The 19,308-nt window shown below is 69.0% G+C and carries 21 protein-coding genes and 6 tRNA genes; 8 read left to right on the top strand and 19 right to left on the bottom strand.

Going from position 1 to position 19,308, the window contains the following annotated elements; all coding sequences use genetic code 11:
- Nucleotides 1–34: 34 nt before the first annotated feature.
- From JQX13_RS01185 to JQX13_RS01130, 12 genes are all read right to left on the bottom strand, one after another.
- Nucleotides 35–2,863, bottom strand: a complete 2,829-nt coding sequence (locus tag JQX13_RS01185) for an AAA family ATPase (protein ID WP_203407234.1) — start codon at nucleotides 2,861–2,863, stop codon at nucleotides 35–37.
- A gap of 139 nt (nucleotides 2,864–3,002) precedes the next feature.
- Nucleotides 3,003–3,209, bottom strand: a complete 207-nt coding sequence (locus tag JQX13_RS01180) for a hypothetical protein (protein WP_203407233.1) — start codon at nucleotides 3,207–3,209, stop codon at nucleotides 3,003–3,005.
- Nucleotides 3,210–3,589: 380 nt separating this feature from the next.
- Nucleotides 3,590–4,132, bottom strand: coding sequence for an HNH endonuclease (locus tag JQX13_RS01175; protein WP_203407232.1), 543 nt, complete (start codon nucleotides 4,130–4,132; stop codon nucleotides 3,590–3,592).
- A 26-nt stretch (nucleotides 4,133–4,158) separates the two neighbouring features.
- A tRNA-Leu gene (locus JQX13_RS01170) sits at nucleotides 4,159–4,233 on the bottom strand.
- Nucleotides 4,234–4,254: 21 nt separating this feature from the next.
- Nucleotides 4,255–4,327, bottom strand: a tRNA-Phe gene (locus tag JQX13_RS01165).
- Nucleotides 4,328–4,333: 6 nt separating this feature from the next.
- Nucleotides 4,334–4,407, bottom strand: a tRNA-Pro gene (locus JQX13_RS01160).
- Between the two features lie 6 nt (nucleotides 4,408–4,413).
- Nucleotides 4,414–4,485, bottom strand: a tRNA-Asn gene (locus JQX13_RS01155).
- Between the two features lie 14 nt (nucleotides 4,486–4,499).
- Nucleotides 4,500–4,570 (bottom strand) — tRNA-Lys (locus JQX13_RS01150).
- Nucleotides 4,571–4,651: 81 nt separating this feature from the next.
- Nucleotides 4,652–4,732 (bottom strand) — tRNA-Tyr (locus JQX13_RS01145).
- 86 nt (nucleotides 4,733–4,818) lie between these two features.
- A complete protein-coding gene (locus JQX13_RS01140; RefSeq protein WP_203407231.1) occupies nucleotides 4,819–4,956 on the bottom strand; it encodes a hypothetical protein in 138 nt (45 codons plus the stop codon).
- 83 nt (nucleotides 4,957–5,039) lie between these two features.
- Complete coding sequence (locus tag JQX13_RS01135) at nucleotides 5,040–5,597, bottom strand: DUF4123 domain-containing protein (RefSeq protein ID WP_203407230.1); 558 nt, start codon at nucleotides 5,595–5,597, stop codon at nucleotides 5,040–5,042.
- A 14-nt stretch (nucleotides 5,598–5,611) separates the two neighbouring features.
- Entirely contained in the window at nucleotides 5,612–6,133 is a 522-nt protein-coding gene (locus JQX13_RS01130) for a hypothetical protein (protein ID WP_203407229.1), read from the bottom strand.
- Between the two features lie 76 nt (nucleotides 6,134–6,209).
- Here JQX13_RS01130 and JQX13_RS01125 point away from each other — a divergent pair, with 76 nt between their 5' ends.
- From JQX13_RS01125 to JQX13_RS01115, 3 genes are read left to right on the top strand one after another with little or no spacing between them, the layout of a single operon-like run.
- Nucleotides 6,210–7,235, top strand: a complete 1,026-nt coding sequence (locus JQX13_RS01125; protein WP_239014457.1) for an MvdC/MvdD family ATP grasp protein — start codon at nucleotides 6,210–6,212, stop codon at nucleotides 7,233–7,235.
- A 20-nt stretch (nucleotides 7,236–7,255) separates the two neighbouring features.
- Nucleotides 7,256–8,278, top strand: coding sequence for an MvdC/MvdD family ATP grasp protein (locus JQX13_RS01120; RefSeq protein WP_203407228.1), 1,023 nt, complete (start codon nucleotides 7,256–7,258; stop codon nucleotides 8,276–8,278).
- 36 nt (nucleotides 8,279–8,314) lie between these two features.
- The gene (locus JQX13_RS01115) at nucleotides 8,315–8,545 is read left to right on the top strand and encodes a hypothetical protein (protein ID WP_203407227.1); all 231 of its coding nucleotides are present in this window, start codon (nucleotides 8,315–8,317) and stop codon (nucleotides 8,543–8,545) included.
- A 137-nt stretch (nucleotides 8,546–8,682) separates the two neighbouring features.
- On the opposite strand, the gene JQX13_RS01110 is transcribed toward JQX13_RS01115, so the two are convergent.
- The 3 genes from JQX13_RS01110 to JQX13_RS55825 all read right to left on the bottom strand — a co-directional run bounded on the left by JQX13_RS01110 (nucleotide 8,683) and on the right by JQX13_RS55825 (nucleotide 11,602).
- Nucleotides 8,683–9,582 (bottom strand): hypothetical protein, encoded by a 900-nt coding sequence (locus tag JQX13_RS01110; protein ID WP_203407226.1) that lies wholly within the window; start codon nucleotides 9,580–9,582, stop codon nucleotides 8,683–8,685.
- 434 nt (nucleotides 9,583–10,016) lie between these two features.
- Nucleotides 10,017–10,676, bottom strand: coding sequence for a glutathione S-transferase family protein (locus JQX13_RS01105; protein WP_203407225.1), 660 nt, complete (start codon nucleotides 10,674–10,676; stop codon nucleotides 10,017–10,019).
- A gap of 491 nt (nucleotides 10,677–11,167) precedes the next feature.
- Nucleotides 11,168–11,602 carry a hypothetical protein gene (locus JQX13_RS55825; protein WP_203407224.1) on the bottom strand — a complete coding sequence of 145 codons (435 nt, stop codon included), beginning with the start codon at nucleotides 11,600–11,602 and terminating at the stop codon, nucleotides 11,168–11,170.
- Between the two features lie 91 nt (nucleotides 11,603–11,693).
- On the opposite strand from JQX13_RS55825, the gene JQX13_RS01095 reads away from it, so the two are divergent.
- From JQX13_RS01095 to JQX13_RS53605, 4 genes are all read left to right on the top strand, one after another.
- Nucleotides 11,694–12,113 carry a GFA family protein gene (locus JQX13_RS01095; protein ID WP_203407223.1) on the top strand — a complete coding sequence of 140 codons (420 nt, stop codon included), beginning with the start codon at nucleotides 11,694–11,696 and terminating at the stop codon, nucleotides 12,111–12,113.
- Nucleotides 12,114–12,217: 104 nt separating this feature from the next.
- Nucleotides 12,218–12,586 carry a hypothetical protein gene (locus JQX13_RS01090; RefSeq protein WP_203407222.1) on the top strand — a complete coding sequence of 123 codons (369 nt, stop codon included), beginning with the start codon at nucleotides 12,218–12,220 and terminating at the stop codon, nucleotides 12,584–12,586.
- 210 nt (nucleotides 12,587–12,796) lie between these two features.
- Entirely contained in the window at nucleotides 12,797–13,297 is a 501-nt protein-coding gene (locus tag JQX13_RS53610; RefSeq protein ID WP_239014456.1) for a fascin domain-containing protein, read from the top strand.
- A gap of 145 nt (nucleotides 13,298–13,442) precedes the next feature.
- On the top strand, nucleotides 13,443–13,727 hold the full coding sequence (locus JQX13_RS53605) for a hypothetical protein (RefSeq protein ID WP_239014455.1): 285 nt from the start codon (nucleotides 13,443–13,445) through the stop codon (nucleotides 13,725–13,727).
- A 64-nt stretch (nucleotides 13,728–13,791) separates the two neighbouring features.
- Here the strand turns inward: JQX13_RS53605 and JQX13_RS01080 are convergent, their stop codons facing one another.
- The 3 genes from JQX13_RS01080 to JQX13_RS01070 all read right to left on the bottom strand — a co-directional run bounded on the left by JQX13_RS01080 (nucleotide 13,792) and on the right by JQX13_RS01070 (nucleotide 16,906).
- Nucleotides 13,792–14,370 (bottom strand): HesA/MoeB/ThiF family protein, encoded by a 579-nt coding sequence (locus tag JQX13_RS01080; RefSeq protein ID WP_203407221.1) that lies wholly within the window; start codon nucleotides 14,368–14,370, stop codon nucleotides 13,792–13,794.
- Between the two features lie 12 nt (nucleotides 14,371–14,382).
- On the bottom strand, nucleotides 14,383–14,628 hold the full coding sequence (locus JQX13_RS01075; protein ID WP_203407220.1) for a hypothetical protein: 246 nt from the start codon (nucleotides 14,626–14,628) through the stop codon (nucleotides 14,383–14,385).
- Between the two features lie 85 nt (nucleotides 14,629–14,713).
- A complete protein-coding gene (locus JQX13_RS01070) occupies nucleotides 14,714–16,906 on the bottom strand; it encodes a site-specific recombinase (protein WP_203407219.1) in 2,193 nt (730 codons plus the stop codon).
- 265 nt (nucleotides 16,907–17,171) lie between these two features.
- Between JQX13_RS01070 and JQX13_RS01065 the strand changes: the two genes are divergently transcribed.
- Complete coding sequence (locus JQX13_RS01065; protein ID WP_203407218.1) at nucleotides 17,172–18,299, top strand: sensor histidine kinase; 1,128 nt, start codon at nucleotides 17,172–17,174, stop codon at nucleotides 18,297–18,299.
- 32 nt (nucleotides 18,300–18,331) lie between these two features.
- Here JQX13_RS01065 and JQX13_RS01060 read toward each other — a convergent pair whose 3' ends face one another.
- Nucleotides 18,332–19,273 carry a DUF1684 domain-containing protein gene (locus JQX13_RS01060; RefSeq protein ID WP_203407217.1) on the bottom strand — a complete coding sequence of 314 codons (942 nt, stop codon included), beginning with the start codon at nucleotides 19,271–19,273 and terminating at the stop codon, nucleotides 18,332–18,334.
- Between the last annotated feature and the right edge of the window lie 35 nt (nucleotides 19,274–19,308).

Here is a 19,308-nt window from a genome sequence, read left to right as displayed (position 1 = left end):
CCTCTCCCAAAGGGAGAGGGGATTGAGCGACGGCTCAGCTCGCGGCGCTCGTGGGGCCCGTGGCGGGTGGACGTGAAATCCACGCGGCGATGAAGACGTCCAGCTCGCCGCGCAGCACGTCCTTCACGCGAGGAGTGCCGGCTCCGGTGCGCGGATCCTCCACCCGCGCGCCTCGGCCCATGTGGTAGCGCCGGGCCTCGTCCGCTGTGTTGCTGCTCCCCTGGCCCTTCACCACCCGCGAGGCGATGTCCTTCATCTCGCCCAGATCGCCCGCGCCCGCCAGCGTCATCATCCGGCCCGTGCTCTCGTCCCGCACCGTCACTTCCGTCTTCACCCGCGCGAGGTAGGTGCCCTCGTGCCGCCTCACCTCGCGGCCCTCCACGTCCAGGCTCTCCTCATCCTCCACCGGCCCACCCCGGTGCACGCGCACGTAGGCGCGCTGGCGCTTCTCGTCTTCGATCCGCCGGTGCAGGCCCGCCTCTCCCGACAGGTAGCCGTAGGCCCCCGGTCCCGCGATGCGCACCACCACCCGGAAGGGCTCCTCCGCCTCCGCCACCGCCATGGCCTCGTAGCCGCGACGCTCCGCCCAGCCCAGGTACATGGTCGCCAGCTCCTGCACCCACGCGTCCTGCCCCTCGCCCGTCTCGCTCGCGCAGATGTCCACCAGCGCCTCGTCGCCGTGGTCCGTCGCCCCCGCCGCGCCCAGTGCCTCGGCCATCTGGACCTCGCGGGCCACTTCCTCCACCTGCTTCGCCGCCGACGCGAGCTGCGCCTCTCCCTTCGCCTCGCGCACCAGCCGCCGCGCGAAGGTGGTCCGCTCCTCCATCCGGTCCAGCTCGTTGAGCTGCGCCTCCACCGAGCGGAAGGCCCTCAGTGTCGAGGCCGCCCGATCCGGGTCGTCCCACAGGTTCGGGGCCTGCGTCGCCGCCAACAGCTCCGTGCGCCGCTCCTCCAGTCTCGGCCGGTTGGCCGACACCGCCAGCGCTCGAGCACGGCCCACCAGCCGGTCCATCTCGTTGAGCAGCGACTTCTTGTCCAGCCGCCGCTTCACCGCGGACACCGACTTCTCCGTGGGCAGCGCGAGCTGTGCAGTCTCCTGGCGCGGGCGCGGTGCGAGCTCCGCCACCGCCACCACCTTGCCTCCCGGGCGCGTCTCCACCCGCACCGGTGCACCCGGTGGGAGCGGACGGCGGGCGATCTCCACCGCCAGCGCCGCGGTGAGCGTCTTTTCAATCTCCCGCTGCAGGTAGCGCGCGCCGAACTGCGGCGAGTAGCCCCGGTCCACCAGCAGATCCACCACCGCCGGAGTCACCTCCACGTCCAGCCCGCGCGCGCGAATACCCTCGCGCTCCAGTACCCGGCCCACCTCGCGCTGGGCGATCTTCCGGATCTCCACCTTCGTCAGCGGCTGGAAGTGGCAGATGGCGTCGAAGCGGTTGAGGAACTCGGGGCGGAAGGCCTCGGCGATGCGCCGGTCCACCTCGGTGATGAGCTCCTCGGCCCGGCGCGAGCCCATGAAGCCGATGGCCGGCTCGCGGTACACCTCGGCGCCCACGTTGGACGTGGCCACGATGACGGTGTTGTTGCAGGAGATGGTCTCTCCCGCTCCGTTCACGAAGGTGCCCTCGTCGAACAGTTGGAGGAAGCGGTCGTGCACGCTGCGCGCGGCCTTCTCGAACTCGTCGAGAAGCAGCACGGTGAACACCTTCCCCTCGAGCAGCGCCGTCAGCTCGCCGCGCTTCGTCTCGAGCGCGGGAGCCCACGAAGCCCCGAAGGGGACGCTCTCGTCACCGTCGTTGGGGAAGTCCGCCATGTTGAGGCGGACGAGCCTGTCCTGTGAGCCGAAGAGGTACTCTGCGAGCAGCTTCGCGAGCTGCGTCTTGCCCACGCCGGTGGGGCCGGCGAAGAGGAACACGCCCAACGGGCGGCGCGGGTCGTTCAACCCCGCCTTGAGCAGCGCCACGGAGCGCAGCACGGCCTGTACCGCGTCCGTCTGCCCGAGCAACCGCTCGCCGAAGAAGCGCTCCGTCTCCTCCAGGTCCAGCGGCATGGCGTCGTCCACGACGAAGCGCGGCAGCCGGGTGGCGGTGCAGAAGCGGGTGAGGACGTCCTCGGGACCCACGCGGTCCTTGGCCCCACCGGCGGCCTCCGCGGCCGTCTCCTTGAGCAATTCAATCGCCTTGCGTGGCAGCCTCTGGGCCAGCAGGAACTTCGAGGCCAGCCGCAGCGTCAGGTCGCACGCCGCCGGGTCGATGGGCAGGCGCAGCTCGCGCTCCAGCTCCTCGGCCACGCGGCCCAATATCCACCGGGCCCGCTCGGCGGGGGGCTCCTGGAGGGGGATGAGGTGGAGCCGCTCGGCGAAGGCCTCGTCCGCGCGCAGCAACTCCTGCACGCGCTTGGGCTCGGTCTCGAAGATGAAGCGGATGCCCCCGGTGCGCAGGGCCCGGAAGGCCACGGGAGCCAGGGGCCCGCCAATCACCGCCGGCAGGTCGCGGATGTAGACGATGGGGCAGGGGTGCCTGCTGAGCCAGGCCAGCAGCTCCTCGAACGTCTCCGCCGCCTGACGCTGGGTGCTGCGCGCCAGGATGTTGGCGACGGACACCTCCACCATCCGCGCGTTGGCCAGCTCCGCGTCCACGCGGCCCTCGACGATGCGGCGCGCCACCTCCTGCACCAGGGCGGACTTGCCCACGCCCGGGTCTCCGGAGAGCAGCGGGTGCTTGCCCCCACGCGACAGGAGGCCGAGCACCTCCATCACGGGTCCGTCCACGCCGTGCGCGGCCGCAATCCTTCCTTCCCGCGCCAGCGCGGTCAGGTCTCGGTCGATGAGCCGCTCGTTGTCCTCGCTCTTCCTGGTGGCCATGGTCGGGAACGCCTCGCCGGGCGCGGGAGCACTCTAACGTGCTGAACCGCAGTGGTGGACCCCGACCCTCCCGGGCCGGAGTCTTTCCTTCCCCGAAATCGAGGATTCCCGCCCGCCATGGACACCGGTGGTACCCGGCTCAGCAGTCCGCGACCGGGTGCCCCCAGGGGTTGGTGGCCGGGGTCTGCCGCAGCAGGGCCTGCAGCCTCTGGGCCCGGGTGCTGGCGTTCTCTCGCGCCGGGGTTGAGGGAACGAGGGGATGAGCCGTCGCGCTCAGGCGGGCTGCCTGGTTCGCGAGGAGCTGCTCCACCTCCGGAGACCAACGACCGAACTCGAGCCACTCCATGTGCGTCCTCCGCGTCAGAAGAAATACGGCAGTACGCATCCATGCCCCCGGCCCCCGTGTGGGTTCATTACGCCGCGCGTCAGGGAATGCTTGGACTGATGGGTTCCAAACCTTTCTGGGTTTCCGGGCTGGTGATTGACCAATCAACGGAAGGTGGAGGACTCGAACCCCAGACCGGAGACCCGGTCCGCACCCGGTAGCAACGGGGCCTGGCGCCATCGCCAGTTCACACTTCCAGGATGGGCCGGCAGCTGCACCCGCCTGCCGGCGCGCGGGGCGTACGGGCCGGGGGATGCCTCTGGCCTCCCCTGTAGGCACCTGCTCCCCCCTCGGGAGCAGGGCCGGGGCACCCCCTCAGGAGGTCCCCCTGTACCCGCCGCTCACTCCTCCAGCTCCGTGTGCCAGTACGCGACGTCACGGAGGAACTTCTTCCACGAGAGGGGCATGCCCTTCTCGTAGGCGAACGTGAGCTGCACCGAGCCCGGGAGCTTCCGGGGCTTCTCCGGAGCGGAGAGCAGCTTCATGTTGGCCTGCACGGGCGTGCGCCCGCCCTTCTTCTGGTTGCAGGGCACGCAGGCAATCACGATGTTCTCCCAGGTGGTGCGGCCCCCCTGGGCCCGGGGCACGACGTGGTCGTACGTGGCCTCGGGGCGCGACACCTTCCGGCCGCAGTACTGGCACTTGCAGCCATCGCGCATGTACACGTTGTCGCGGCTGAACTTGATGCCGCGCCCCTTGCGCCGCTCGCCGCGCAGGAAGCGGATGACGGAAGGCATCCGGAGCTCCAGGGTGACGGAGCGGACGAGGCGGTCATCGTACTCCTCGACCACCTCGACCTTGCCCTGCCACAGCAGCATCATCGCGCGCTGCCAGGAGATCCGTGCCACGGGCTCATACGACTGGTTGAGGACCAGCGTCTCCATGACTCGGGTGTCCTTCTTCGGGGATATGTCCGCGGCGAGAGTCGAACTCGCACGTGAGCTGGGTTTGAGCCAGCCGCCTCTCCCTGTTGGGCCACGCGGACGGGTTGGGGAGCTCCTTCGAATGCCGACCCCAGGAATCGAACCTGGTCCTCCCATTTTTCAAACGGGCGCGCGGACCACCTACGCAAGGACGGCGAAACATCTGGGTGACAGGATTCGAACCTGCAACCTCGCGGACCCGAACCGCGCGCTCTACCAGCTTGAGCCACACCCAGGTGATGCTCCACAGGAGGGACTCGAACCCCCAACCTGGCGGTTAACAGCCGCCCGCTCTTCCATTGAGCCACTGTGGAATGTGTTGCATGAGTACCTCCGGAGGGACTCGAACCCTCACCGTCCGCTTAAGAGGCGGATGCTCTACCCGTGAGCTACGGAGGCGTGTGCCGCCCCTCGTGTGGGCAGGCGGCGCTTCACCACTGCGATTCAGTTGTCAGAGAGCCGCGTACGGCGCGCTGCGAGTGGGGACGCTGGGAGTCGAACCCAGCGGGCCATGGCTCCGGCTCTACAGGCCGGCGCGTCTCCGTAACGCTCTACGTCCCCAGGAGGTGAGGCTGGAAATGCGAGAGGCCGGGACCCTTTCGGGAACCCGGCCTCGTTCGCGCCGCCTCACGTCTGGAGGCGGAGCATCAGAAGAGACCGGGATACCGGCGATACGGCAACCGCGAGGAGGGGGCCGGAAAGGCACTGACGTGCACGGGGGCGAAACCGGCCAGACTGTTGTTCTGCTTCGGATTCATCTTGCTCGGCATCGTCATCGTCAGCATCGTCACCGCTCCTTTCGCTGAGAAGAGACGCCGGGCCCGGCGATTCCTGACGCGGTGTTTTCCGATGAATTTCCCGTCAGCCTTCAGGCCACCGCGTGGGCCGAGACTTCCAGAGGGGGCATCCCCGGTTGGCCGATGCGCAGGGCGTACTGCATCAGCGTCGTTCCATCCGCGCCCTCGGCGAAGAAGCTCCGCACGGGTCCGAACAGGTGCTGGACCTCCTTCGCGGTGCAGGTGGGCAGGTACACCCGGAGGACGCGGGGATCGTAGTACCGGAAGTAGAGCTCCTTGCCCTGCTCGGTGCGCACCAGCAGCAGCGACTGCAGGTGCTTGCGCACGAGCTGCCTGTCACCCGTCGCCTGCAGGAACACCCCCCAGCTCCTGCTCCAGGAGTGCTCGATGAGCCACGCCGGAAAGGGGGTCCCGCGCCTGAGTCTCACCAGATAGGGGGCCACCCGGCTCAGCTCCGGGGGCAGCACTCCGGAGAAGAGGCAGTCCACCTCCAGGTCGCTGTTCTGGAGGGCGGGGAGGATGGCCTCGTCACGGGCGGCATCCAGGAGGACATACACATCCAGGAGGTTGCGTGCCTTGGGCGGCGGCCACACGGATTGGAGGATCTTCTCGACTTGCGGAGCGGTCATCGCGGCTCACCGTTTCAGGTCGTGATCCCTCGTTTGATGTTGTCGCACACCTCGCAGAAAGGGGTGCCGTCCTGGGCAGCGCTCCCCAGGCAGCTGTCCTGCTGGGCCACGTCGACGTTGCGAGCGGGAGGGGCCTGGGCGGGCTTGGGCTCCCGGGCCAGCACCGCCGCATCGACGACATCCTTGGGAACGGGGGGCGCCGGCTTCACGAAGAGGCCCAACGCGGGCTGCCTCGACTCGCGGCGGAACGCGACGAGCCGGCCGGACTGGAAGACCTCGGTGAGCAGCCGCTTGAGCTGCCGGCTCTCCTCGGTGGGAGACAGGTCGGGCAGCACCCGGTCCATCGCGCCGAGCATCCCGCGAAGGGTGTTCAGGGAGTACCTCACCCACCCGTCGAATTCCCGCTGGAGCTCCTCGAGGGGGACCACCTGGGGAGCCTCCTCCTCGTCCAGCTCGAACTCCCGGATGACCTCATACTCATGGGAGGCGGTCTTGAGACGCCAGACGCGTCGCTGGGCCTCGGGGGCGTTCTGCATCGTCGCTCCTCGGAGTGTGCGGGTGCTCGAATCCATCGCAGCATACCGGCAACCGGGGGGACAAAGGAGGCGGGGGATGAAGAAGCCGGAACAGGTGGCGGTGGGTGCTGCCCGCGACGTCGTCCTGCTCCTCACCCACTCGGGAGACCACTACACGGTCGATCGGGTGGCGGACGAGCTGTCGCGGCGAGGCCTGCGCCCGCTGCGCGTCGACACGGATGCCTTTCCGGCCCGGCTGGAACTGACGTCGATGCCGGGGAGCGATGGGGGCGAGGTGGTGCTTCGCACGGCGGCCGGCGAGGTGCACGCGGAGGACGTCCGGTCGGTGTGGTTGCGCCGGAGGGTGCCACCCCGGCTCGACGAGGCGCTGGAGCCCACCTGGCGCGAGAGCTGCGAGCGGGAGTCGGAGGCGGCGCTCGAGGGGGCACTTGATGGGTTGGAGGGGGCGGGGTGCCGGTTCATCAACCCGCTCGGAGCGGACCGGGTGGCGGGGAACAAGCCGCGCCAGCTCCGGATGGCCCGTGCGCTGGGGTTGGAGGTGCCCCGCACGCTGGTGACCAACGACGCGGCCCGGGTCCGGTCCTTCTTCGAGCAGGTGCGCGGACGCCTGGTGGCCAAGATGCTGACGCCCCTGACGCAATCCATGTCCGGAGGGCAGCCCTTCGTGTACACGAGCGCGATCGGCCCCGAGCACCTCGACGATCTGGAGGAGGGGCTGCGCCACAGCCCCATGGTGTTCCAGGAGCGCATCGACAAGGCCCATGAGCTGCGGGTGGCCGTGGTGGGGGAGCGCTGTCTCGTGGGTTCCATCGATGCCTCGCGCTCGGTGGAGGGGCAGGTGGACTGGCGGCGGGCCCGGCCGGAGGAGTGCGACTGGCGCCCGGGCGAGCTGCCCGAGGAGGTGGCGGCACGCCTGGTGCGTCTGGTGGCGGCCCTGGGTCTGGTGTACGGCGCCGCCGATTTCATCGTCACACCCGAGGGCCGGCACGTCTTCCTGGAAGTCAATCCCGGGGGCGAGTGGGGCATGCTCGAGCGCGATCTCGGCCTGCCCATCGCCGCGGCCCTGGCCGACGCACTCGCGTCCGAGGGCGGCTCTCCCTGAGTGTTTTCGCAGGAGCGTCCATGGCCATCCTCATCGTCACCCACTCGCAGGACAACGTGTCGCCCCACTGGGTGGCACGTGCCCTCGCGTTACGCGGCGAGCGGGTCTACCGGTTCGACACCGACCTGTTCCCCACCGGGCTCCAGCTCTCGCTCGACGAGCGGGGCGGGGGGCGGCTCTCCGGACCCGAGGGGGTGCTCGCGCTGTCGGAGATCTCCGCGGTCTGGTACCGCCGCAACGCGACGGGGGGGCGCATTCCCCGGGAGCTGGCGCCGCGGCTGCGCAACCCCTCGGTGGAGGAGAGCCGGCGGCTGGTGTTCGGGATGCTGGCGGCGCTCGGGGTGTTTCAGTTGGACGCGCTCGAGACCCTGCGGCGCGCAGAGCACAAGCCGCTGCAACTGGCGCTGGCTCGGGCGCTGGGGTTGGAGGTTCCGCGCACGCTGATGACCAATGACCCGGAGGAGGTGCGGGCCTTCGCAGCGAGCTGCCCCGAGGGGGTGGTGACGAAGATGATGTCGTCGTTCGCCGTCCACGACGCGCGGGGCCGGGAGCAGGTGGTCTTCACCACGCCGCTGGACGCGCGGGAGTTGGAGGAGTTGGAGGGGTTGGAGCTGTGTCCGATGACCTTCCAGGAGCGCCTGGCCAAGCGGCTGGAGCTGCGGGTGACGGTGGTGGGCGAGCGGGTGATGGCGGCGGCCATCGACTCGCAGGCGCTGCCGGGGGCGCGAGAGGACTGGCGTCGTGAGGGGCTGGCGCTCGTCGATGCGTGGATGCCCTACACGCTGCCCGAGCCGGTGCGGGCGCGGGTGCTCGGGTTGATGGATGCGCTGGGGCTCAACTACGGCGCGTTCGACTTCATCGTCACGCCCGAGGGGCGACATGTCTTCCTCGAGGTGAACCCGGCGGGTGAGTTCATGTGGCTGATGCGGCACCCGGGGTTGCCCATCGACGAGGCCCTGGCGGACGTGCTCACCGGACGCGAGGCGCGCCGGCTCGGTCCGAAGCCCCTGGCGGGTGGTTCGGGCGCCTTGACGTTTCAATGAGCCGGTCGGGTGTGCCAGTGGTAGGGTGCCGGTCCCATGGCCAAGTCCCCTTGCCCCGTCACGCATCCGCAGTTCATGGAGAAAGCCGAACCGTTGAAGGTGGTGATCAACGGTCAGGAGATGATCGCCGAGGTCAAGTCGTTCTCGACTGGTTCCTTCGGCTGGTACATCAACGGCAAGACGACCGTCACCGTCGATGGCAAGCCGCTGTCGGTGCAGATCGGCATGAACCTGACCGTCGTCGGTTCGAAGGAGGCCGCGCGCTGAGCAGGGCGTTCTCGCGCCCCGTCCGGGAGCGGCTCAAACGGTCGTCGGTGTCACCGCCACCGGCTGCGAAGCGTCCAGGGTGTCAGACGACTCGTAGGAGGCGAGGTGGGTCGAGCCCTTCGCGGTTCATGGGCTGCTCAGTGGATGCTGAGTACCTGCTGGCACGCCTGGGGCAACAGCCGCGAGGACCTTCCCGCGATGCACGAGATGACAGTCGGCATCCCGCGCACCACCGCACCCGCGAAGTACGCTTCCCGCCGTTCACTCGAGTCGAGCATGCGCAGGTACGTGCACTCCGTCCTGGCGCCGTCGATGGCGCAGGGAAGGCGCGACTCCAGGTAGCTCGCCCGGGGGACGTCCTTGAACATCAGCAGGCCCTCCCGCACGGAGTCCCGCAGGCGGGAGGCATCGGGGAGCCGGGTCCAGTCGAGTCGTGAGCCGTCGCCGCACTCAATCCGACCGCTGCCATTCTCCGCCGTGAGGTTGCACCCGTCGGGCGCGACGAGCTCCCGGCCCGCGAGCGCGGCATCCGATTGCGCCACGGCCACCCCCTCCTCGGGGAGGGCCCTCCAGGGTTGCGCCGCGAGCTGCTCCAGCACCCGCCCACAGCGGGCCTGTAGCTCCGGCGTGACGCGGGCCTTGCAGAGGACCCGCCGCGCCCCCTTTCCCTTCACCGGCACGACAGCGAACACCGATGCCTCCTGCGCCTCCGGCACCTTCGCGCGCATGCGCAGGAGGCGCACCTTGCGGCCCGCCAGCGTGGCCTTCACCTCCTTGAACGTCACTCCCCCAGCGGCTTGTCTCTGGAAGGTGCGGCGGCTGCGCTGCCACAGCCTCTGGGCGGAGATACCCGCGTGGTCCGAGAGGATGGCACTGAAGTCATCGCATTTGTAGCTCCACCCCTCACCGCCGAACGGCTCCGCCGTACAGCCCGCCAGAAGAGACTGCGGGCCCGCGTGGGCGGACAGCGGGCACACCGCCACACAGAACAGAAGGGCCAGGCCCGGCAGGAGACGGCTCGAAGGGGCGCGAATCAACGGCGCTCAGCCTATCAGGACATCGCCGCACAAGAGAACGCTGGCTCGGCTCCAGGTTCCCAACCAACCAGGGTGTCAGATGACTCGTAGGAGCTCATGGGCCTGCGCTGGGCTGGCCATGGGGAGCGCTGGTTTCAACTCCCGTGGAGGCGCTGACCGGGCGATGAGGCATGCGCACGAAAGTCCGCTCCATCCAGTGGCGTTGGAAGCAACGGCTCCCATGCGCAACTTCACTGCAAAGCACTCGCCTGGTGCGTGTTGGTGTTGTTCGTCGCGCTTCCCGCGATGGGCGCGACGGTGGAATCCATCCATTCCAATGCTCCCACCGGGACACTGGGCGGTGGACACCACCGGCGCACTACGGTCCAAGACGCTCGCGGAAGTGGACCGGAGCGGGACACAGCTCAATCGTCGCGGTCGGAGGCCCCGCGCCCCTACCGAATGTCCTCCACCGCAACCCCCAGCCGCTCGGCATAGGCCGCCAGTGTCCGCTCCCACGCGGGGCGGGCCAGGGCGCGGTCGTAGTAGGCCTTCACCCGGGGATACCGATCGAGCAGGTCGGTCCCGCGGATCTCGCGCAGGACGGTGGCCAGCAGGATGTCGGCGACGGTGAAGTCGGCGCAGGCGATCCAGTCGCGGCCCTCAAGCCGGCGCTCCAGCCCGGACAGCCAGCGGCCGGCCTCCTGGACCATTTTGGCGCGGCGGTCGGCGTCGGCCTCGGCGTCCCCGAACTTGTCGATCAGCTGGATCTCCATCAGCGGCCGCTCGACGGTGGAGAGGGCGGCGAAACACCACTGGACGACCCGCGTCCGGCCTTCGGTGTCCGCTGGGATCAGCCGGCCGGCCTTCTCGGCCAGATAGAGCAGGATCGCCCCGGACTCGGCGACGACGAAGCCGTCGTCATCGATGGCCGGGACCAGACGGAAGGGGCTGATCCGGCCGTAGGCGGGTCCGTCCATCTCGCCGCCCGTGTGATCCAGCGGGTGGACGCGGTACGGCAGGCCGGTCTCTTCGAGCGCCCATTGCACGCGCAGGTCCCGCGTCTCGCCGATGACCGGCGGATGGACGCGTCCGAAGCCGTAGAGGGTGAGCATGGGGTTCCTCCGGGGGTGGCGGGGGAAGAACGAGTGGGAGAGGGAAAGGTGGCGTCTCTTGGACGTGCGCACTGACCCCCCGCCGAACCGATCATGCCCCATTGGGAGCAGGATGGAAGGCTCAGGTCAGGCGTTTAGAGCGCCCGTTCCGCAACCGTCCTCGGTAGCTCGTACCATCCACCATGCGCTTTGGGGTGGCCCCTGCGCCGGGGCCAGCTTCGAAGGCCGAGAGGGCAGTCCCAGGTGCTCCAGAATGGCGCGCACCCCGCTGGGTGCTGTCACGGACGCCAACACCCGGCGCCCTTGCGCGGGTAGGGCCCCTCTTTTCTCCAGCTCCTGCAGATCTTCGAACCGCGCCTCTCCCCACGCAACATCGCCCTCATCGCGTCAAGGGCAGACCGACCTTGGGTCCTTCATCGTCCGCGCAGGCGTTCGCACTAGAGAACGAGCGGGTTGCTTCGAGGGTCCTGCTCGCCGTGGCGACCCTTTGCCTACCGGCGCAGGGACCGGGGCTCGCGCGTGTTCCGGGAGCTGGCCGAGGCCGGTAGGTAGCACTTGCCCCTGTACTCGGCCTGCTTGTCGTAACAGGGCGGGCGCTTCTCGAGTGCCACCCGGCAGCCACCGTTGATCTCCACCTCGCCCTCATTGGGAATGCAGGGCGCCTTGGCCTGGTCGGTGAAAGGCTTCTGGGGCAGGGGATAGGCGATGGGCCTCTGGCCCACCGCGGCCTTGTTGATCAGCACGGGCGCAGGCCGCACGACGACGGGTTGCACGGCCACCTCCTGCGTCACGGGCCGAGGCGTCATGTCCCAATTCAACCCATACACCTGCATCTCCACCACATGGACGACCAGGCGCAAGGACAGGAGCATCAGGCAGCAGACCGTGAAGGTGCGCCAGCGGCTGGCGCGCGTCCACTCGCCCATCAAGGACCGAAGCTGTCCGCAATCCCACTTACCTCTCCCGGTCATCAGGACGAGCCCAAGGGGGCTGTCCTCCCTCCAGGAGAATCATCTCATGAGCAACTTCTCGGGCCTCCGCACCTACCGGGGCAGCTGCCACTGCGGCGCGATTCGCTTCGAAGCCGACCTCGACCTCAGCACCGGAACGACCCGGTGCAACTGCACCATCTGCAGCAAGACCGGGTGGTGGGGGTGTCTCGCGAGACCCGCCACCTTCCGGCTCCTGATGGGCCGGGACAACCTCGTCCTCCTGGGCAAGGCTCAGCGCTGCAAGGATTGCGGCCTCCAGCCATTCGGGCACGGCGATATCCCGGAGCTGGGAGGTGAGTTCTACGCCGTGAACATCCGGTGCCTCGATGGCGTGGATCTCTCCGGAGTCCCGGTGAAGTACCTGGACGGGCGCCACGACACCTGGGCCCTGCTCGCGGAGGCAGCCTACGTGAACCCATTCGGAAACGCCGGCGGCGTCGCCTGACGCGCCTGCGCCTGCCCCGATTTCGTGGATACACGCTCGCCCTCCGCGGAGTGTCAGGGCCCCCTCGTAAGATGCCGCATCACCCCCGCACAAGGAGTGTCGTGATGAGCATGATGCGCATGCTGTTGCTCTTCGGGCTGCTGGCTTCGAGCACCGCCCTGGCGGTACCCGCCAGGTTGTCCATCTACTCCCAGGCGACGAACCAGTGGCGCGATGCCAACATCCGGTTCGTCCACATGCGGAACAACACCATCCAGGTGACCGCGCTCACGACGGACAATAACTGGGTCTACTGCAACATCTCTGGGACGAGCGTCTCGGAGACGATGGACATCCTCCAGCAGGTCCGCGAAACGGTGCGCGCCGATGGCGGCCAGGTGCTGTGCTACGTGCCGCAGTTCAGCTCCACGTACCCGGCCTGGTACTACGTCTCCGGTACGGGCTTCGGCCTGAATTTCAACGGCCCGCTATAGGTCCTCCGCGACGGCGGTGAGGTCCAGGCATCCGTCGAGGGGGCCGCTCGTGGGGCGGCATCCCCTCGTCGGGTTCGCTCTCCTCGTTTCTCCCCCTCAGGGCGTCGTTTCGTCACGTTTGGGACGAGTGACTCCCCGCCCGGTGGAAGCCGTGGAACGTATAGGAAGAAGTCAAGTGACCCGAATCCAGCCGCAAGAGTCTCTGTAGGCGTGAGGGCAAACTTCAACCTCCGCCCGTCAAACAAGGCAGGATTCATGCTCCGTTTCAAACGTTCAAAGCTGTTCCTTCGTGCCGCGTGCTCGGCTCTGTTGCTCTCGGGCGCGTGCACTCCGGTGAGCAGTTCGCCTGACGGGCAGGACGACGAAACAGAGGCCGCCTCGAGTCCATTGCTCACCTCCGGCGTGAGCTTCAAGACGGTGCTCGGCAATCGATACGTGGGCGCTCGAAACAACGGCGGCGGCGAGGTGAGCGCGACGGCGACGGTCGCGCAAGAGTGGGAGACGTTCACGATCGATGACATCAACGGCGGGGCCCTCGAGAGTGGAGACTCGATCTTCATCATCGCGGGCACCGGGCAGTACTTTCAGGCCGCGAACGGCGGCGGCTCGACGCTGAACGCCGCCAGCTGGAATCGCCTTGGCTGGGAGACGTTCCGCATCGTCAAGCTTGTCCGGAGGCACGACGCCGCCTCCTCCCGCTACGCGCTGTGACTCTCCCGGCCTCGTCTGGAAGACCGCCAACAAGACCCATTACACGTCGTACCCGGATCCGGACAGCGACGAGTGCACCAGGTACAACGGCTGCACGTGGGCAGGGCAGTTTGCGGCGTGCGAAGGGAAGAAGTCGGAGGCGTGGGTGGCGGCGCACAACATCGCCGCGGTGTTCCCCAACATGAACGCGCTCAGGCTCCATGACCTTTGCTTGAGGTCCGGCTCGAAGACCATCGTGGTCACCGTGCTCGACACGTGCGCCGACTCGGACTGCGATGGTTGCTGCACCCAGAACAGGGGGGACGCCGACGCGCTGATCGACCTCGAGAGCTATACCAACGAGCGCTGGGGCGTTCCCGACGGCAGGATCCAATGGGCGGACCTCGGTCCGACCCAGGGTGCGGCTGCGACTGATTCCCACTCGGGTTGAAGTTGAGGAGCCTGCGCATGAGAGGGGGGCGCTGATCTCGGCGTCCAGCGTACCCCAGGACTCCTCATGCGGAGGTCGGTGTCACCGCCACGAGGCTCACCATCGCGTCGCGGCGGGTGCCGTGCTTCGCGAAGTCCTGCACCACCCGCGCGAGCGTTGCGCCGAGCTGGCCGATGAGGGGCAGGTGGGCGCCTCCCTCGCACGTGGCCTGTCCCTCGGTGTCCTCGGCGTCCGGGACGAAGCGCTCGTCCCAGCGCACCAGTCCGAAGGTGCCGTCCGCCGCCAGCGCTGCGTGCACCAGCGGCTTGTTCGCCTCCCGCGCGAATCCGCTCAGCAGCAATCGGCTCGCCTGGTTGTCGAAGCAGTCCACCAGCAGGTCCGCGCTCCCGCACAGCGCCGCCACGTTGTCGCGCGTCACCCGCACGCCGAAGGCCTCGGCCTTCACCCCGTGGAGGTTGAGCAGCTGGAGCTTCAGCGCCTCCGCCTTGTTCTTCCCCACCGACGGCTTCACGAAGGCCTGCGCCAGCAGGTTCTTCGACTCCACCCGGTCGAAGTCGATGAAGACGAGCGTGGCCTCCAGGTTGCGGCACAACACCGCCGCCGTGGAGCCGATGGCCCCCACCCCGCAGAAGACGATGCGCATGGTGGGCCCTCCTCATGCCCCGAAGGGCACCTTGGGTCGCAGGTAGATGCGCTCCTCGCCCCGGGGCCCGCGGAACCGGTCCACCACGTAGTGGTTGAAGGTGTCCTCGGGCAGGTGGGCGATGTGCAGCCCCGGTACCCCGCCCGCGCGCACCACCTCCACCGCGATGCGCCGCACGTCCACGTCCGTCACGTGGCCGTCCAGCTCCAGGGGCAGGTCCGAGGACAGGCCGTTGAAGGTGATGTTCAGCGTTGCCATCTCGCGTCTCCTTGGGTCATGGGGACCCGGGTCGTGGGGACGTGGAGGGACGCGGGTTCCTGACCGGAGCGTCGAACCCGGCGCTTCACCCGTGCTCGTGTCCCCCACGCAAGGGGGCGCACGCACGTGCCGCCGAGCGGACGCCCTGGGGCGAGCTCGGGCGTTGAGCTGGCAGCAGCGGGCGGGGCGGGAGGATGAACCCGGACAGGGTGCGGAGGCCTCCGGCGAAGACCACGAGGACCACGCTCAGGAAGCCCACCGGCGCCAGGCCTCGCGCTCGCACCGCCGCGGAGAGCCCCAACGAGAAGCTCACCAGCAGGTTGATGACTCCCACCAGGACGAGCCCCATCACCGCCCAGAGGAAGTCCGGCTCCATCAGCTGCTCGGGCCCCAGCGCCGTGCCCGCGAAGGCGAGCGTGCCGGCGCTCAGGGTGACGTGCCGCACGTCCAGCGGCAGGCCGAAGAAGCGGCCCACCGCGGGGGTCATGCCCAGCAACAGGCCCAGGCTGACATTGGCTCCCAGGCCACACGCGTTGCGCGCGAGCGCTTCACCCAGCCAGCCTGCCCGCGTCTCGCCCAGCAGGCCGATGAGGCCCCGGTGGCGCGCGAGTGCCTCCGGCAGGCGCTGGTAGTGCACCCAGTTCTCCAGCCAGCCCCCGAAGATGCTCGAGCACCACAGCAGCACTCCCGTCAGGGCGGCGAAGAAGAGCGTCCCACTCTTGAAGGGGTGCAGCGAGCGCACCACGTACTCCGCCTCGCGTTGCTCCAGCAGGTGCCGCCCCTGGAACACCTGGATGCCGAGCCCCACCAGCGAGACCGTGGCCACCACCGCGCCCAGGTTGCCGAAGACCGAGGCCAGCTGGGAGCGGGTGATGCAGGCCAGCCGCTCCACCAGTCCACTCATCTCCTTGTCCCGGGCCTTCACGTCCAGCGACGCCGCCAGGGCCGCGCCCGTCATGGAGGGCTGCTTGGTGGCCAGCGTGAAGCCGAGCAACTGGATGAGCGTGAAGCTGAGCGCGTAGTTGGTGGCCGCCGCCAGCCCCTCGAAGAAGAGCGGCAGCGCGGCGAAGGTGATGGCCAGCTTGAGCGCCGCGGTTCCCGCCGTGAGCAGCCCTCCTCCCGCCGCCGCGCTCACCAGCCGGTGGTACTCGTCCTCGCTGGTGGTGATGTAGTGGCGGCCCACCTCACCGGTGTGCTCGAAGATGCGCCGCGAGATGCAGCGCACGCTGCCTCGCAGCAGCCCGGCCAGGCTCCGCTCCTCCTCGTACGCCCGGACCAGGGTGGAGAGCAGACGGGTGGCGGCACCCGGCGTGGCTCCCGCGCGCTCCGGGGCGAGCAGCCACAGCAGTGCCTCCAATCGATCCAACGTGTGGCCGAGCAGCTCGAGCCGGTAGACGAGATCGGTGTCCACCGCGTGCGCACGCAGGTGGTTCAGCACCACCTGCGCGGCGGCACGGCACCCCGCGAGGGTCTCGGCGCAGGCCTCACGTTGCCGCTCCACCCCGAGGCGATCGGCGCCCTCACGCACCGCGTCCCGCAGCGCCTCGCATGCCCGAGGCAGGCGGATGAAGGCGGTCTGCTCGAGGGGCATCGGAGGCAGCCGCGCCAGCACGTCGCTCGCCAGTCCGAGGTTGGTCGCGCGCAAGGCGAGCACCGACACCGCGTCCTCCACCGCCGCCCTCAACGGGGCGAAGGTCGACGCCCCCAGCTCGGCACAGAGGGCGGCCACGGGCTCCACCGACAGCTCGTCCAGCCAGGCCCGTCCCTCCTCTCCTGGAAACAGGCGCCACACCAGCGGTGCCAGCGCCCGCTCGTCGGGGGCGGGCGGCACCATCCGGCGGCCCAGCCGTGCCAGGGCCTCTCCCAGCAGGCCTCGTCCGGCCGACAGGCCCGGCTCGGCGAGCAATCCCAGCGCGGAGGTCTCGGCGAGCACCGACGCGACGACGGTCCGCAGGGCCTCGCACCACGCGGGGGTCTCTCCGAGCACCTCCGCCAGCAGCCGCAGGCGCGCCGAGCCCGTGGACTCCACCGGCGCCAACCGCCCGCGCCGCGACGGCGTGGCCCCCGGTGCTCGGAGCCAGCGGACCAGTTCCTCCAGCCAGTCCATGCGCTCGGCGAGTGGTGCTCGGGGCGGGGCCGAGGTCACCAGCGCATGCAGCTCGCGCAGGCGCTCCTCCGTCTCGGGTGTGCTCGGGTAGCGGGCCAGCAGTTGTTCCAGCGTGGGGACGTGGTGGGTGCCGGGTTCGGAGCGCGTCGAGCGAACGGGATGGGTGAACATGGGCAGTAGGAAAGTTTGTTCTCAAATCAACAAGGAACAAAATGCGCCCTTGGGGCCTGCCTGCTGCGCGGGCAGCCCCTGTCCACTCGCGGACCCACCTCGCGGCGAGCAGCCGTGGTGGCTCCATGTTCATCTTCAATGGGTCCAATATGGGTTCGAAATGGGCTCGATGGGGGGCGCTGGACTCGACACGCATTTCGCTGTCTGCTCGGGCTTTCACGGGAATACGATGCTGACGGTCCTCGCGTTCAGGAGGCACTGAGGGATGAGCAGTCCAGGTCCGGAGAGCCAAGGAGACGCCGCGCGCCTGCTCTTCGTGGCGGGCGAGAGCGAGACGCGACAGGTGTTGGAGCGACTGCGGGGAACGGGACTGGACGTCTTCGCGGAGCGGGTGTGCACGGCGGAGGCGCTGACGGCGGCGTTGGCGCATTCCTGGGACCTGGCCGTGTGTGGCTCGGAGGTGACGGGGCTGGGCTTCCGGGAGGCGGCGCCGCTGCTGCGCGAGAAGGCGCCCTCGCTGGCCTTCCTCGTCCTCACGCCTCGGTGGGAGGAGGCGGAGCTGAGCGCGGCCCTGGCGGCGGGGACCGAGGGCTACCTGGACATGGGGCGGCTGGCGCAGGTGGTGCTGGAGGTCCAGCGGGAGGTGCGGCGGGCCGTCGAGCGCCGCCAGGTCCTTCAGGCCGAGGAGCGGCGCCAGCGCAAGAGCGAGTTCCTGTCCGACCTCAACCACGACATCCGCTCGCCCCTCAACGGCATCATCGGCTACTGCGATCTCCTGATGCTCGAGGAGGGCAGCCACCTGACGCCGAACGGCCTGCATGACCTGGGCATGGTGAAGAAGAACGCCCAGGCGCTGCTCTCGCTCATCAACGACGTCCTGGCGCTCATCAAGCTCGAGGCGGGCCGGACGGATGTGGTGACCGAGCTGGTGAACTTCCGGGAGCTGACCGAGGAGTGTGTCGGCACGGTGCGCGAGACGCTTGAGGGCAAGGCGCTCACGCTCACCACCCAGCTGGCCGAGCAGGTGTACCTGCTGCGGACGGACGAGCTGAAGCTGCGGCAGGTGTTGCTCAACCTGCTGGGCTACTCGGTCCAGGCCACCGCCTCCGGAAGGATCGCGCTCACCGCGCGCGCCGAGGGCCACGACGCCCTCCTCATCGTCGAGGACACGGGGGAGGGCATTCCGGAGGAGCAGCTCCCCTTCCTCTTCGAGGACTTCCGCCGGGCGGAGGATTCCCGGGGACGCAAGGTGGGAGGCACCTCGCTGGGGCTGGTGCTCGCCAAGGAGCTGACGCGGGTCCTGGGGGGCTCCCTGTCCGTGCGGAGCACCCTGGGTCAGGGCACCACCTTCTTCGTGAGGCTGCCCTGCCTCGTGGAGGACGAGGCCAGCTGAGCGGCCAGCCTCGTGGACGTCATGTCACGGGCTCAGTGGTCGCCGTAGCGCTTCTCGCCGGCCTCCACGCGCAGCTTCAGCCGGTTCTGCGGCGGCGGCAGCGGGCACGTCGCATAGGGAGAGAAGGCACACGGGGGGTTGTAGGCCCGGTTGAAGTCCAGCACCACCTTCCCGTCCTTGGGCGGATCCGCGTACAGGAAGCGCCCCGCCCCGTAGGACTCCGAGCGGTTGGTGAGGTCCGCGAAGATGATGAAGAGCTGATTCGAGCCGGGCGACTGCACCGGATCCAACCGGTACTCCTGGCCGTTCACCGTGAAGACGATGGTGCCGGGCGAGGTCTCCTCCTCCACCGTGCCGAGCACCGTGGGCACCGCCAGCTTCCGCGGGGTGGCCGCCGGCTCGAAGCGGCCCTCGATGCGCCAGGCCGTGCTCACCGGCCAGGTGGGAATGCCGTGGAACTGCTTGCGCGCGGGCGCCTCCGTGTCCTTCACCCGGACGCCGATCCGATCGCCCCGGCGGATGAGGAAGAAGCGCAGCGAGCCCAGCATGAGCACGTCCTTCTCGGTCTCGCTGTCACCCACCTCTCCTCCGGTGAAGGGCTGGCCGGCCCGGGTGAGGGGGGTTCCCGGCTGCACGGTCAGTGTCACCTTGCCGCCCTTGTTCGCGAGGGTGCCGATGTGCGCCGGCGTGTTGGCGGGGAAGATGAGATCGTTGTCCTGGGCGGAGCCGAAGCGGTTGTCCCCTTCCTTCAGCCAGTGCAGGCCCACCAGGGAGAGCCAACCTTCTTCGCTCGTGAGATTGGCGATGCGCTTCTGGTGCCAGGCGCGCGTCTCCGCTTCGAGCTCGGATTGCTTCGTGTCGGGGGCTTTCGTTTCGGCGGACTTCGTCATGGCGGGCTTCACGGGGGGGCGGGTGGCGACCGCGGGAGTCGCGAACGCCAACGTCAAGAGGGGGGTCAGACGAGCAATTCGCATGGGTGGACCATCTCAAGACCGCTCGTGCTCGTCCA

This window comes from Archangium violaceum (assembly GCF_016859125.1).
Taxonomy (GTDB): Bacteria; Myxococcota; Myxococcia; order Myxococcales; family Myxococcaceae; genus Archangium; species Archangium violaceum_A.
Note: the sequence above shows the minus strand (reverse complement) of the source record. Positions and strands in the feature narration are given on the sequence as shown.